Annotated in this window: 17 protein-coding genes; 9 read left to right on the plus strand and 8 right to left on the minus strand. The window is 67.2% G+C overall.

The annotated features are described in order from the left end of the window. Positions 1-77 precede the first annotated feature (77 nt). Positions 78-893, plus strand: coding sequence for a universal stress protein (locus ACSQ2G_RS11745; RefSeq protein WP_436031030.1), 816 nt, complete (start codon positions 78-80; stop codon positions 891-893). Between the two features lie 35 nt (positions 894-928). After that, entirely contained in the window at positions 929-1,300 is a 372-nt protein-coding gene (locus ACSQ2G_RS11750) for a hypothetical protein (protein ID WP_310079238.1), read from the plus strand. A 130-nt stretch (positions 1,301-1,430) separates the two neighbouring features. Here ACSQ2G_RS11750 and ACSQ2G_RS11755 read toward each other — a convergent pair whose 3' ends face one another. From ACSQ2G_RS11755 to ACSQ2G_RS11790, 8 genes are all read right to left on the minus strand, one after another. Next, complete coding sequence (locus ACSQ2G_RS11755) at positions 1,431-2,270, minus strand: hypothetical protein (protein ID WP_436031032.1); 840 nt, start codon at positions 2,268-2,270, stop codon at positions 1,431-1,433. Positions 2,271-2,343: 73 nt separating this feature from the next. Further along, positions 2,344-3,501: a hypothetical protein gene (locus ACSQ2G_RS11760; protein ID WP_436031034.1), complete on the minus strand. Its 1,158-nt coding sequence runs from the start codon at positions 3,499-3,501 to the stop codon at positions 2,344-2,346. A 76-nt stretch (positions 3,502-3,577) separates the two neighbouring features. Further along, on the minus strand, positions 3,578-4,447 hold the full coding sequence (locus ACSQ2G_RS11765; RefSeq protein WP_436031036.1) for an AAA family ATPase: 870 nt from the start codon (positions 4,445-4,447) through the stop codon (positions 3,578-3,580). Between the two features lie 100 nt (positions 4,448-4,547). After that, positions 4,548-4,715 (minus strand): hypothetical protein, encoded by a 168-nt coding sequence (locus ACSQ2G_RS11770; protein WP_436031038.1) that lies wholly within the window; start codon positions 4,713-4,715, stop codon positions 4,548-4,550. A 77-nt stretch (positions 4,716-4,792) separates the two neighbouring features. Further along, on the minus strand, positions 4,793-5,179 hold the full coding sequence (locus ACSQ2G_RS11775) for a primosomal protein (protein WP_436031040.1): 387 nt from the start codon (positions 5,177-5,179) through the stop codon (positions 4,793-4,795). Between the two features lie 91 nt (positions 5,180-5,270). Then, complete coding sequence (pseH, locus tag ACSQ2G_RS11780; RefSeq protein ID WP_436031042.1) at positions 5,271-5,864, minus strand: UDP-4-amino-4,6-dideoxy-N-acetyl-beta-L-altrosamine N-acetyltransferase; 594 nt, start codon at positions 5,862-5,864, stop codon at positions 5,271-5,273. Continuing rightward, entirely contained in the window at positions 5,861-6,580 is a 720-nt protein-coding gene (locus ACSQ2G_RS11785) for a cytidylyltransferase domain-containing protein (RefSeq protein WP_436031043.1), read from the minus strand. The genes pseH and ACSQ2G_RS11785 overlap by 4 nt, the downstream gene beginning before the upstream one ends. 111 nt (positions 6,581-6,691) lie before the next feature. Further along, positions 6,692-8,494 (minus strand): tetratricopeptide repeat protein, encoded by a 1,803-nt coding sequence (locus ACSQ2G_RS11790; RefSeq protein ID WP_436031045.1) that lies wholly within the window; start codon positions 8,492-8,494, stop codon positions 6,692-6,694. A 197-nt stretch (positions 8,495-8,691) separates the two neighbouring features. On the opposite strand from ACSQ2G_RS11790, the gene flbT reads away from it, so the two are divergent. The 7 genes from flbT to ACSQ2G_RS11825 all read left to right on the plus strand — a co-directional run bounded on the left by flbT (position 8,692) and on the right by ACSQ2G_RS11825 (position 13,716). Next, positions 8,692-9,087, plus strand: coding sequence for a flagellar biosynthesis repressor FlbT (gene flbT / locus ACSQ2G_RS11795; protein ID WP_436031047.1), 396 nt, complete (start codon positions 8,692-8,694; stop codon positions 9,085-9,087). Then, positions 9,077-9,439: a flagellar biosynthesis regulator FlaF gene (flaF, locus tag ACSQ2G_RS11800; RefSeq protein WP_012286916.1), complete on the plus strand. Its 363-nt coding sequence runs from the start codon at positions 9,077-9,079 to the stop codon at positions 9,437-9,439. The genes flbT and flaF overlap by 11 nt, the downstream gene beginning before the upstream one ends. Before the next feature lie 246 nt (positions 9,440-9,685). Beyond that, positions 9,686-10,504: a flagellin gene (locus ACSQ2G_RS11805; protein ID WP_310079227.1), complete on the plus strand. Its 819-nt coding sequence runs from the start codon at positions 9,686-9,688 to the stop codon at positions 10,502-10,504. A gap of 320 nt (positions 10,505-10,824) precedes the next feature. Then, entirely contained in the window at positions 10,825-11,646 is an 822-nt protein-coding gene (locus ACSQ2G_RS11810) for a flagellin (RefSeq protein ID WP_310079226.1), read from the plus strand. A 254-nt stretch (positions 11,647-11,900) separates the two neighbouring features. Continuing rightward, a complete protein-coding gene (locus tag ACSQ2G_RS11815; RefSeq protein ID WP_436031050.1) occupies positions 11,901-12,092 on the plus strand; it encodes a hypothetical protein in 192 nt (63 codons plus the stop codon). Positions 12,093-12,262: 170 nt separating this feature from the next. Next, on the plus strand, positions 12,263-13,102 hold the full coding sequence (locus ACSQ2G_RS11820) for a flagellin (RefSeq protein ID WP_436031052.1): 840 nt from the start codon (positions 12,263-12,265) through the stop codon (positions 13,100-13,102). 59 nt (positions 13,103-13,161) lie between these two features. Further along, the gene (locus ACSQ2G_RS11825; protein ID WP_310079223.1) at positions 13,162-13,716 is read left to right on the plus strand and encodes a GNAT family N-acetyltransferase; all 555 of its coding nucleotides are present in this window, start codon (positions 13,162-13,164) and stop codon (positions 13,714-13,716) included. The last annotated feature ends 32 nt before the right edge of the window (positions 13,717-13,748 follow it).

Genomic DNA, 13,748 nt, shown 5'->3' on the forward strand with positions numbered 1-13,748 from the left:
GCCGGCCTTTGGCTGTGGAAATGAGCCTGAGGAAACGCCCTCGCCGTTTTGGAAATGCCTGGACCAGGAGATCGATCATGAGCTGGGCGAGAATCATGGCGCCGCTGGCCGGCGCGGCCGCCGACCGGGGCCTTCTGCAATCGGCCAGGGTGCTGGCCGAGGCGTTCGACGCCGAACTGGCCTGTGTCCACGCCCCGGCCGACATGGCCGACCTGATGCCGTGGATGGGCGAAGGCTTCATGGGCGGCGTGCAGGTCACGGCCCTGGAAAGCCTGAAGGAGGCCGCCATCGAGGGCCATCGCGCCGTCGACCGCCTGGTGGCCGAGCTGGGCTACGGACGCTGCAAGGCGATCAGCCTGGACTCGCCGGTCTGGGCCGGCCTGGCCATGGAGGGCCGGCTGTCGGACGTGATCGTCTTCGACAGCGCCGCCGCGCGCGGCAAGGGGCCGCTGGCCGAGTCGTTCCAGCAGATGATCGCCGACGAGCAGCGGCCGGTGGTGGTGGCGCGGCCGGGCCTGAAGGTCGGCGGGACCGTGATGGTCGCCTGGGACGGCGGCAAGGAGGCCAGCCGGGCCATGCGCACCTCGTTGCCGCTGCTGCAGAAGGCCGCCCAGGTGGTGGTGGCCGGCGCGCCCGGCGCCTCGTCGCGCAGCTTCGCCCTGGAGCGGCTGGTCGAGTTCCTGGCGGCCCGCGGCGTCACGGCCACGGCCAAGGTGTTGGACGGAACGGGCAACGACGCCGCGGCCCTGTTGCTGGGGGCGGCCCGGGAGATGGGCGCCGACTTCCTGGTGGCCGGGGCGTTCGGCCACCCGCGCCTGCAGGAGTTCATCTTCGGGGGCACCACCCGAAGCCTGCTGAACAGCGACGGGCCGTCACTGTTCCTGTCGCACTAAACCCTGGTTTTCCAAGCAAGAAGGAGGACGTGCAAATGTCCCTGTCCCGCATCGTCATGCGTCTGGCCCGCAATCCCGGCACCGAGTTCGCGGGGGGCGACGATCACCGCGGCTACGCCCTGACCGCGCCGCTGACCGAGGACGGCCACCTGGACGCGGCCGCCTACGCCAAGGCCAAGGACGAGTGCGTGGTGCGCCGCTTCGCGCCGGACGAGGACGCGGCCGACGGCCGGCTGAACCGTCGTGGCGAGCGCTGGTTCTTCGACTATGACGAGGATGTCGAACTGGACGACGAGCCGGTCCACCGCCTTGGCCAGCACCGCTTCGCCCTGGGCGAATACGTCACCGTCACCGACGACGACGGCCGGCCGCTGACCTACAAGGTGATGGAGGTGACGCCGGTTTGAGGAGGTTTGAACTTGCCCCCACCTGGCGGCTGCGCCGCCTGTCCGCCCCCGTAGGGGGCGGAGCCTCGCGCTTCAGGCTCTTCTCCCTCTGGGGGAAGACGGCCGAAGGCCCGTAGGGGGCAAGTGACGATCACCCCCCCACATTGCGCCTCACCAGGGTCTTCATGTCCTCGAAGATGTCGTGGTCGCTGCCGTCGCGGCCCTTGGCCTTGACCACGGCCACGGCCAGCGGGCCGCCCTTGGGGCCGCGGGCCTCGTAGCCGACGACGCGGTAGCCGCTGGCGGCCTTGTCGCTGGCCAGGATCAGGGTGGCGCGCACGCCGTCGCCGCGCCGGCGCTGGCGGATCTGGGCGCCTTCGTCGGTGGCGTGGATGTCGACGTCGCCCTCCTCGTCGTCGCTGGTCTTGACGCTGACATTGGAATTGCCGCCGCTGACGCGCTCAGTGACCTTCCGGGCCGCGTCGCCGTCGCGGATGGTGACGTTCTTGGCGACCTTGACCTCGGCCGTGTCGTCGTTGGCGTTGATCGTCAGGCCGCCGATCTTGATGTCCGCGCCCTTGTCGTGGGCGTCGATCCGGATGCCGGGCAGGCTGATCCGGGCGCCGTCGCCGCGCGGCTTGCCGTTCGCCGGTGGCGGTGGCGGCGACTTGATGGCCGGCATCAGGGTCTTCAGGTCGGCCTCGATCGGCGCCAGGGCCGCCTCGGCGTCGCCGCCGTTCAGGGCCACCAGCTGGAGGGTCACCTCGGCGTTCTGGCCGGCATAGACGCAGGCCTGGCCGTCGGCGGCGGCGCTGACCCGGGTCAGCTCGCCCTGCTTGTCGGGGCAATCCAGCTTGCTGATCGCCCGCAAGGGCTCGTGCCTGCCCATGCCCTTGCGGTCCTTGTGCGTGACCTCGACCTTGGGCGAGCAGGCCGCCAGGGCGACCAGCGCGGCCAAGCTCGCGGCGGCGGTCAGCGGCAGGTGTCGCATCAGAGGAATCTCCCGTTCGGCGCGAACCTGGGCTGGGAAGGCGCGGAAATCCAATGAAATCGCGGTAACGGCGTCATACGGTCGGCGGCTTCACCTGGGCGTCGATCGCCGTCAGCAGGTCGGCGGCCAGGCGGCGGACCGTCGCGGCGTCGGCGTCCGCATAGGTCACGCGCAGCTTGGCGAACCAGGGGCCGATCTGGACCAGCCACAGGCCCTCGTTGCGGCCTTCCTTGTCGCGCCAGAACCGCCCCTGGCGGCGTGGACCGCCGTCGGACACGGGGTAGGGATCGGCTGCGTCGCCCACCGACGGGGTATGGGCCTTGGCCTGCTCGACATAGGTGTCGAACACGCGGGTCAAGGTGTACTGGGCCGGCAGCTTGGTCAGGTAGAGGGTCGCCGTGGCCGTCGCCGGGGACGACGCATAGCCGCAGCTGACGTCGCGGCCGCCCTGGGCGGCGTCGTAGACGGTCAGGCGGTCGCGCTTGAAGCCGTCGATCGCGGCGGGGCAGGTGAAGCCCGAGGCCGCGTGCAGGGCCCCGCCGTCCGGCTGGTCGCGGAAGCTGTCGTTCTGCGACGTCGCGCTGACGGCCGGAGGGCCGGGACCTGTGCCGGGCGGAGGCGTCGCCCCGGGAGTGGACTTGGGACCATCGTAGGCGTCGGCCTGGACGTTGATCCGGATTGCCTTGGTCCGCTCGTCGCGGCTGACCAGCGGCGGGATCCGACCCAGCAGCGCCGCTGTGATGTCGGCCTTGAACGTCTGGTTGTCGGGAACGGACGGATACAGTCGCAAGGCCGAAGCGCCCGTCTTGGTGGAGACGCCAAGCACGTAGCTGGCCTTGGCCGGAGGCGCGGGGCGCTTCTCGATCTCGGCCATGACCGCGGCGGTCATGTCGGCGAAGGGGGCGACGAAGAAGACCGGCGCGTCGGGATTGGCGGTGCGCGCCACCAGGACCGGCGAGGCGGCCGCGGTCTCGAAGAGCGCATAGGTCGCGCCGCCAGCCTCCAGCGCGACCCCCTCGCACTTGGGCTTGGCCTTCAGCAGCGCCTTGCGCTGGAGCGCCTTGTCGGCGATGGCCGGACCCAGGGAGATCAGGGTGACCAGATCGCTCGACATGTTGGCCGACGGCATGGCGATCGCCTGCACCGGCGGTCGCGGCGGGCAAGCCTCGCGCGCCGTCGCCGGCGCCGCCGTCATGACCAGGCCCAAGGCCGCCCAGATCCAGGATCTCATGTCGCGCGCTCCCCCAACTCGGCTAGAGGTTGGCCGAGCCGGGCGCGGACGTCCAGATACAATCTTTCGGCGAGCTTTACTGCCCCGGGCGGAGGCCCGCCCCCTCGCGGCGGGCCAGGAAGGCCAGGCGCTCGAACAGGTGAACGTCCTGCTCGTTCTTCAGCAGGGCCCCGTGCAGCGGCGGGATCAGCTTGGTCGGATCCTTCTCGCGCAGGGTGGTCTCGTCGATGTCCTCGACCAGCAGCAGCTTCAGCCAGTCCAGCAGCTCGGAGGTCGACGGCTTCTTCTTCAGGCCCGGCACCTTGCGCATGTCGTAGAAGATCCGCAGGGCCTCGGCGACCAGCTTCTGCTTGATGCCCGGGAAGTGCACGTCGACGATGGCCTGCATCGTCGCCTCCTCGGGGAAGCGGATATAGTGGAAGAAACAGCGGCGCAGGAAGGCGTCCGGCAGCTCCTTCTCGTTGTTGGAGGTGATGATGATGATCGGCCGCACCTTGGCCGCGATCGTCTCGTTGGTCTCGTAGACGTAGAACTCGTTGCGATCGAGTTCCTGCAGCAGGTCGTTGGGGAACTCGATGTCGGCCTTGTCGATCTCGTCGATCAGCAGGACGGGCCGGGCCGGGGCCTCGAACGCCTCCCACAGCTTGCCCTTCTTGATGTAGTTGCGGACGTCCTTGACCCGCTCGTCGCCCAGCTGGCTGTCGCGCAGACGGGTCACCGCGTCGTATTCGTAGAGGCCCTGCTGGGCCTTGGTGGTCGACTTGATGTGCCAGGTCAGCAGGGGCGCGTTCATCGCCTTGGCCACCTCGTAGGCCAGGACCGTCTTGCCGGTGCCCGGCTCGCCCTTGATCAGCAGGGGACGTTCCAGGGCCACGGCGGCGTTGACGGCCACCTTCAGGTCGTCGGTGGCGACGTAGTCGGCGGTGCCTTCGAAGCGCGAGCTCATTCGGTTTCCTGACGGCGGCTCCGGCGGGCCGCCTCGAACAGTTGTTCAAATCAGGGCTAACCTACAGACCAAGGGTCCGCCGGATCAAGCCGGCTTATCGTCAGTCCTCGTCATTCGGCTGGGTTTGCCCGGACGACGGCTTGCGATGCCGGCGGGCGACCGAAGGCGGGTCACTGGCCGGAAAGCTGTCCTCCAGCCCCTCTTCGAGTTGGTCTTCGAGATCTTCGGCCGGGTCGTCGCTGTGAGCATTTGGCGTGGCGTCGGGCATGGTCGCTCTCCTGTCGGCCGGCGGATTCGGGCATCGAGCGATCCAGCTTCGACAACGGCCCGCCGGTCTTGAAGATCTCAGCTTTCCTTCGCGTAGCCCAGCGACTCTATGTCGTCATCGGCCAACTCGGTGGATTCGAAGTCCGCGGCGCTGTCGTCGTCGTCCGAGACCGAGTCCTCAAGGTCCTCGTCGTCGCCGGCGATGGCCGCCAGCGGCTCGCGCTCGATGTCCAGGCCCTCGTCGTCGCGTTCGCCCTCGACGTCGTCGTCGATGTCTTCGAGATCCTCGTCGTCGAGCAGGTCGTCGTCCTCGTCATCCTCGTCCGCGTCGCCGTCGGCCTGGGTGACGTCATAGACGTCGTCCAGCTCGTCGAAATTGGCGATGTCCTCGCCGTCGTCGGTCAGGTTCGTCTCGTCCAGGGCTTCGGCGCCGTCCTGGTCGTCATAGTCGATGTCGGTGGGCATGGCGGGCTCCCTGAACTCGAGAAGCGAGGACGGCGCGCCCTCGCGGTCCCGGATTCAACCCGTCGTCCGCGACGATTGTTCCGTCGGTCGATCAGGTGAAGGGCAGGGCGTAGCCCTTGTCCAGCAGACGCTGGGCCATCGCCTCACGCCAGGCCGGCCAATCCTGGGCCAGCAGGCCCAGCCCGACCACGTCGGCCGGCCCGCCGTCCTTGACCACGTGGTGACGGAACAGGGCCTCGCGCTGGAAGCCGTAGCGCTCGTGCAGCTTCCAGACGCCCTCGTTGGACAGCAGCACCTCGCACCACAGCTTGTCGAAGCCCAGGACCTTGAACACGTACTCGATGACCCAGAACTCGATGTAGGAGCCCACGCCCAGCCCCCGGACCGACGGGCTGGCCAGGTAGTAGGCCCAGGCGCAACGGCGGTTGCGCGCGTCGATGTCGGCCAGGTTGGCCAGGCCCACCGGCTCGCCGTCGACCTCGATCACCCAGTAGCGCCGGCGGGCGTCGCCGGCCATGCCGTCGAACCAGCGGTCGTGCTCGGCCTGGCCGATCGTGTGGTCGGAATACATGAAGGCCGCGACCTCGGGGCTGTTGCGCCAGTCCAGCAGCCTTTGACGGTCGGTCTCGGTCACGTCGCGCAGGACGACGGCGTGGGCGGGGCTGCCGGTGGTTTGAGTGCTCATACGCGGCGATCTCCCCCCAGGGCGGCCAGGTCGGGTCGGCTCCGCACGAAGGCGCGCACGTCGTCGGACGTGAAGGCCGGATTGGCGGCGTAGAGTCCATCGTACACGGCGCGGACGAAGTCCAGGTCGTCGGGCCGGTCGACCGTCCAGCGCACGTCGCCCTCATCGGCCGCCTGCTCCAGGCCCTCGACCTTGAAGCGGTTGGGATGGCGGTAGAGGAACGGCGTGACGTGCTCGTGGTCGTAGGGATCGGCGGTCTCGTCGGCGGCGATCTTCAGCGCCACGGATTCGAAGACCTCGACGTCCAGGCCCTTGGCGAAGCTGCGCCGGGCCGGGGTGTTGGAGGTGTAGTCGGCGCCCGAACGCTGGTGCAGGTCCAGGGTCCGGTCGACCAGCTCCGGGTCGGCCAGCGGGCAGTCGGCCGTCAGCCGAACCACGGTCCGAACTGGTCCGAAAGCCTCCATCGCCCCAATATAGCGCGCCAGAACGTCGTCCAGTGGTCCACGAAACACCGGCACGCCCGCGGCGATCAGGCAGACAGCCAACGAGTCGTCGCTGGCCTGGTCCGAGGTGGCGACCACGATCCGGTTCAGCCGGGCAGCCCGCTGGAGCCGCTCGATCTGCCGCAGGATCATCGGGGCCCCGGCCACCTCGGCCAAGACCTTGCCGGGCAGCCGCGTCGACGACATGCGAGCTTGGAGAATGGCGAGCGGCAAGGGCGTATCCGAGGTTGGAATGGGATCTTGAAACCCGAACACCGGCGCTCGTCTAGCGTCGAAATGCGGTGTCCGCGTGGTCCGGCCTTGCCGCTCGACGGCTCAGGCGTGTCAACCGGCCGGGAAGCGTTCGCGCAGGGCCGCGCCGACCGCCTGCATGGTCGGGTTCCAGTCGTTGTAGTCGGCCGTGACGAAGCACCGCGCCTGCGGGTACCAGGGATAGAAGTCGGGTTGGCCCAGCCGAGGCCAGGCCGCCGCGCCGCCCAGCATCCAGATCGGCGCGCCGCAGGCCCCGGCCAGGTTGATCGTGGCGTTCGAGAAGCCCACCACCAGGTCCATGGCGCAGCACAGCGCCGCCACGTCGTCGAGGTCCTGCTTCAGGTCGATGCCCGGCGGCTGCCAGACCTCCACCCCGAACGCTTCGCGGGCCATGGCGATCTCCTCGGAACAGTCGCCGTACTGGATGTTGACGAAGGTGACCCCGGGCGTCTCGAACACCGGCCGCCACAGCAGGAAGGGCGAAAACTGCCGGGCGCGCTCGCCGTCCAGCTTGAGGCTCTTCCACAGCACGCCGACCTTGGGGCCCTTGGGCGCGTCCTCGAGCACGCGCCGCCAATGCTCGACCCGGTCGAGATCGGCGGCCAGGAAGCTGGGACGTCTCGGAAACGAGGCGATGCTGGGCCGGAAGGTCTCCAGCAGCGCCCCCATCGGCGCCCAAAGGTCGATGCCGCTCCAGTCCTCGATGAACGGCGCGCCGCGATAGATGCGGCCCTCGAAGGCGATCGTCCGGTGAGCGGTGATGCTCGCCTGGGGGAAGGAGCGCTCGAACAGCGGGATCAGCCGGCGCTCCACGGCCAGCGACAGCTTGCCGTCCGGACCCAGGGCCTCGACGACGTCCGACAGCAGGTTGGAGAACATCACCTCGTCGCCCAGGCCCTGTTCGGCGCAGATCATCAGGTGCTTGCCGGCCAGGGGCTGGCCCGGTGTCCAGCGGGGGGCGGGGATATTGAACCTGGGAGCTTCGACCAGGTCCTTGGAGAAGCGGGCTTCGTAGGCCTTCCAGCCCTCCTCGATCCGGCCCAGCGCCAGCAGGGCGGTCGCCCGGCCGAACCTCATGGTCGCCAGCTCTTCGGGCGCGGTGGTGTAGGCCAGGGCCAGTTCGCCGTCGTCCAAGGCGCCTTGGACGTCGCCCAGGTCGAGCTTGGCGTAGGCGCGGTTGTGATAGCCCTTGCCGTAGGTCGGCTCCAGCCGGATCGTCTCGTCCAGGAAGGTGACGGCCGTCCGGGCGTCGCCCATGCTGCACATCACGGTGCCCAGGGTGTTCCAGAGCAACGGCACCTCCGGATGGTCCTGGATCGCGGGCCGCAGGATCGCGATGGCCTCTTCGTTGCGGTTCAGGTCGCGAAGGGCGCTGGCCAGATTGTTGATGGCCTCCAGGTCGTCGGGGCGGAATTCCAGATAGTGGATGAACAGCTTGGCGGCGATGTCCGCCATGCCCATGCGCAGGGCCAGCCGCCCCAGGTCGCCGGCGGCCGCGCCGTGCTCGGGCATCAGCTTCAGCGCCGCCTCGTAGCAGTGCATCGAATTGGCGAAGTCGCCGATCTTCTCGCGGGCGATGGCCAGGGCGTGCCAGGCCAGGGCCAGCTTGTCGTCGTGCTTCAAGGCCTTCAGCGCCAGCTTCTCGCCCTTGGCGAAGTCGCCCTTCTGCATGGCGCGGATCGTCTGGTCGAGAAGCTTGGCGGCCTGCTCGCTGCGGAGCTCATGAGCCTCGCGGGTCAGGCGGGCCAGGGCGGCGGCCGAGGCCGAGTCGCCGGCGATCGAATCCCTGAAGCCGGCATGGACGGGCTGGACGGCCGATTCCTGGGCCGCGATCATGGCGCTGGTCGAAATCTGGGGCGCGCTGCTGCGGGACATCAATTGAGGCCTTGGCGATTTGAGAGAGTCATCGTCTGAGGCAGTAGCTCTGGGGTAGTATGCTTAATTGAGTCCTAAGCTGCGGCTCACGGTCGCAGGCCTGGCAAGGAGACGTTAACCGCCTCCGCCTAGCTTCTGCTTCGAAACCGTCATCTCGGCGGGTGGGGCGACGCAGCGATGCAAGAGGGAGCGGCCTTGTGCCATTGAAGCTGTCGCTGAAACCCGGCGAGAAATTCGTGCTGAACGGCGCGGTGGTCCAGAACGGCGACCGCCGCGGCGTCCTGGTGCTCCAGAACAAGGCCTCCGTGCTGCGTGAGAAGGACATCATGCAGCCCGACGAAGCCACCACCCCGGCGCGCCGGATCTATTTCCCGGTCATGATGATGTACCTGGACGAGGCCTCCGCCGAGCGTCAGTACGAGGAATTCGCCACCCGCCTGACAGAGTTCATGGGCGTGGTGCGCAATCCCGACGTGCTGGGCGACTGCATCGCCATCTCCAAGCACGTGATGGCGCGCGAGTATTACAAGGCGCTCATGCTGAGCCGTAAGCTAATCGAATACGAAGATCAGAGGTTGGGGCATGTCTCTTAGGGCCTATCAGCAGACGGCGACGCGGACCGAAAACCCGCGCGAGATGGAGTACCGTCTGTTCGGTCAGGTGACCCGCGCGCTGATGGCGGCGTCCGAGGCTCCGGCCGACGACATCGCCACGCGCATCGACGCGTTGGACTGGAACCGCCGCGTGTGGTCGGCCCTGGCGACCGACTGCTCGCTGCCGGAGAACACGCTGCCGGTGCAGCTGCGCGCCAGCATCATCTCGCTCAGCCTCTGGGTCGGGCGCCACTCCAGCGCCGTGATGCGCAAGGAGGAGGATTTCGAGCCGTTGATCGAGATCAACCGCATGATCATGCAAGGCCTGGCCGGCCGCGCCGACGCCGCCTGACCCAGACGGGGAGGGCGTTTGGCCCCTCCGGCAAACCTTTCCGGTAAAACCTGCCGCCCGGCGAATTCTGCATTCGCCGGGCGGTTTCGTATCTGGCGGTCGTCCAGGAAATTACGAGAAAAATCAGCATTTTATAAAAACTACCGAGGTGGCGCCGAGTGGCCCGCCGCTTGCGATGGGTTTCGCGGGCAAAACGCCCGACCGGCAAAACGCCGGGGCAATCCTCCCAAAATGGCGAGAAACACCATGCTGAACTCGATCAACACCAATGCCGGCGCCATGATCGCGCTGCAAAACCTGAACGCCACCAACTCGGAGCTCCAAAGCACTCAACAACGCATCAACACCGGCAAGAAGATCTCCAACGCCAAGGACGACGGCGCGATCTGGTCGATGGCCAAGATGCAAAGCGCTACGTCGAGCTCGTTGAACGCCGTGAAGGACTCGCTCCAGCGCGGACAATCGACGATCGACGTGGGCCTCGCAGCTGGCGACACCGTCACCGACCTGCTCGGCAAGATGAAGGAAAAGGCCCTGGCCGCTTCCGATACCTCGCTGAACACCGCTTCGTTCAACGCCTTGAAGGCGGATTTCAACTCGCTGCGCGACCAGATCACCAAGGCTGTCACCAACGCCAAGTTCAACGGCGTCAGCCTCGTCGACGGCACCACCACCAAGTTGCAGTTCCTCAGCAACTCGGACGGTGTCGCCTACACGGTGAACGCCAAGACTCTGTCGCTCGTCGGTCTGGGCCTGTCGGTCGCCGCGTCGTTCACGACCGCCGCCTCGGCCAAGTCGATGATCGACATCGTCACCAAGTCGATGACGACGGCGACGAACAAGCTGGCGAACCTGGGCACCAGCTCCACGGGCCTGGACATGCACCTGACCTTCACGGGTAAGCTGCAGGACAGCCTGGACGCGGGTGTGGGCAACCTGGTCGATGCGGACCTGGCCAAGGAAAGCGCCAAGCTGCAATCGCTGCAGACCAAGCAGCAACTGGGCGTTCAAGCCCTGTCGATCGCGAACCAGACGCCTCAGTCGATCCTTTCGCTGTTCAAGTGATCGGCGACTAGGCTTCAAGAAGCGATCAAAGCCGGACGGTCCAAGGGCCGTCCGGCATTTCTTTTTTTGGCGGTCCCGTATTCGTTGAATTGTCCGAATTCAACCTGGATTTGCCCGGCAGAATTTTCCCAGTCGCGCCAAGCTCGGCAAATAATGCCGGCTGAATTTATGGTAAATCAAACCATAACCTAGATATTTCAGGGCGTTGGCAATTTCTGCCTACCGGGCAGATTTGGCCCGATCCTTGCTGCCTGGTTCCTCGAGCAAAATGCTCCCGGCCGTCAAAATGACGCCGGAACCCTTGAATAGGAACTGTCGCGATGCCGCTGAATAGCATCAACACGAACGCTGGCGCGATGATCGCCCTGCAAAACCTGAACGCCACCAACAGCGAGCTTCAGGTCACCCAGCAACGGATCAACACCGGCAAGAAGGTCGGCAACGCCAAGGACAACGGCGCGATCTGGGCGATGGCCAAGAACCAGTCGACCACCGCCAACTCCCTGAACGCCGTCAAGGACTCGCTGCAACGCGGCCAGTCGACCATCGACGTGGCCCTGGCCGCCGGCGACACGGTCACCGACCTGCTGGGCAAGATGAAGGAAAAGGCCCTGGCCGCTTCCGACACCTCGTTGAACACCGCCTCGTTCAACGCCCTGAAGTCGGACTTCACCTCGCTGCGCGACCAGATCACCAAGGCCGTCACCAACGCCAAGTTCAACGGCGTCTCGATCGCCGACGGCACCACCACCAAGCTGGCCTTCCTGGCCAATTCGGATGGCTCGCAGTTCACGGTCAACGCCAAGACCCTGTCGCTGGTCGGCATCGGTCTGTCGGCCAACGCGTCGTTCACGACCGCCGCGACCGCCAAGTCGATGATCGACCTCGTCAGCAAGGCCCTGGGCACGGCGACCAACAAGCTGGCCTCGCTGGGCACCAGTTCGACGGGCCTGGACACCCACCTGACCTTCGTTGGCAAGCTGCAGGACAGCCTCGACGCCGGCGTGGGCAACCTGGTCGACGCCGACCTGGCCAAGGAAAGCGCCAAGCTGCAGTCGCTGCAAACCAAGCAGCAGCTGGGCATTCAGGCGCTGTCGATCGCCAACCAGTCTTCGTCGTCGATTCTCAGCCTGTTCCGATAGGAACGAAGAAGGGGGCGGGCCTTCGGGTCCGCCTCCGCCTTTCTCTCGCGCTCACGCGCAGGGGAAGGGACCACTAGAGGCGCCGCCGCGAACCGGCCGCGATAGGAGTCATGGAAAACAAAGTCGCGTTGACGTCCGTCATGCCCGAGCCGTCCACGCTCCCCGCGAACACCGCGTCCACCGTCCCGGGCCATCCCGCGGGCGGCCTTTTTGCGTCGTCGCCCCGGGAAGCCGCGCCCGCGGAAAAGCCCGCCTTGGCCGACGGTCCCCAGCCAGGGGACCTGCGCCTGGTGATCGAGCAGGACAGCAAGACGGGCACCTACGTCTACAAGACGGTGGACCGTCGGACGGGCGACATCCTGCAGCAGTTTCCGCGCGAGGAGGTCCTGCGCTTCAAGCAGGCCGAGCACTACGACCCTGGCGAGGTCTTCGACGGCTTGACCTGAGCCGGCCGGGCTCGGGCCGGGCTCGCCGCGGCCTGGCGTCGCAGGCGAAACATGGTTTACGCGCGTTAACCATATTCTTACTCCCTCAGTCCCATCTTCGCGGTCGACCTGCTCGGCCGCCGAATCGCGTCCCGAGCCCAACTGGCAAGAACCGCCGTTCGGAGACCGTGATGACGCTGAGCGTGAACACCAATCAGCCCGCGCTGATCGCCCTGCAAAATCTGAACAAGACCAACGACGACATGTCGGGCGTGCAGTCCCGCATCAATACCGGTCTGGCGATCTCCAGCGCCAAGGACAACGCCGCCGTCTGGTCGATCGCCCAGGACCAGCGCGCCGACCGCTCGGCCCTGAACGCCGTGAAGATGAGCCTGGACCGCGCCACCTCGATCACCGACGTGGCCCTGGCCGCCGGCGAATCGGTCTCCGACCTGCTGACCCAGATGCGCGAGAAGGTGGTCGCCGCTAAGGACACCTCGCTGTCGACCTCGTCGCGCACGGCCCTGAACGCCGACTTCCAGGGGCTGCTGAAGAACCTGACCCAGGTGATCAACAGCGCCACCTTCGACGGCGCCAACATCCTCAACGGCAGCGAACCGGCCAACATCACCTTCCTGGCCGACGCCGACGCCGCGACGGCCATCACGCTGAACCTGCAGAACCTGTCGCTGGGCGGTGCGATCAACACCCTGTCCACGACCGACAAGATCCTCACCATGACCCAGGCGGCGGCGGTGTTGACCCGTCTGGACACCACCATGACGCGGGTGAACCAGGCGGTCGGCTCGATCGGCTCGCAAGCCAAGCAGATCGACGCCCACAACACCTTCGTCTCCAAGCTGAACGACGTGCTCGAGACCGGCGTGGGCAACCTCGTCGACGCCGACATGGCCAAGGAGAGCGCGCGGCTGCAGGCCTTGCAGGTCAAGCAGCAGCTCGGCGCCCAGGCGCTGTCGATCGCCAACCAGGCCCCGCAGATCATCCTGTCGCTGTTCAACGGCGGCAACTAGGCCTGAGGCCGCCGGCGCGCTAGACTTTCCGACACCAGCGTTGGGAGAATCGACCCGGTATGATCGAGCTTCGCGATCTGACGGACGGCGACGAGGCGGTCCTGTTCCAATGGCGGGGCGAGCCGGAGGTCGACCGGTGGATGTCCGACGCGGCTTTCCCGAGCCGCGAGGCCCATGCCGCATGGTTTCACGCCCTGCGGACCGATCCCGACATGCGCGGCTGGATGATCGTCCGCTCGGGCGAGGCGTCGGGCCTGCTGACCTTGACCGGCCTGCTCAGCCATCACCGCCGGGCGGGCTGGAACTGGTTCCTCGGCTCGGCCGAGGCGCGGGGCAGGGGCGTGGGTCGCGCCGCCCAGGTGCTGGGGCTGGACCGGGCCTTCGGCGAGCTGGGCCTGCACAAGGTGTTCGCCGAGGTCATGGCCGACAACGACGCGGCGCTGAAGGCCCAGGCGGCGTCCGGCTTCCGGCGCGAAGGCTATCTGCGCGGCCATGTCCTCAAGGACGGCCAGCCGCGCGACGTGGTCCTGCTGGGCATACTGGCCGAGGAGTGGCGCGAGCTGCGTGGCGAAGTCCGGCGCTCTCTCACGGACGCCCACCTGATCGCCGCCTGATCCGGCGCGTCTTCACACCTCTTAACGAAACG

Origin of the sequence: Caulobacter sp. LjRoot300, assembly GCF_964253875.1 — a bacterium.
GTDB lineage: Bacteria > Pseudomonadota > Alphaproteobacteria > Caulobacterales > Caulobacteraceae > Caulobacter.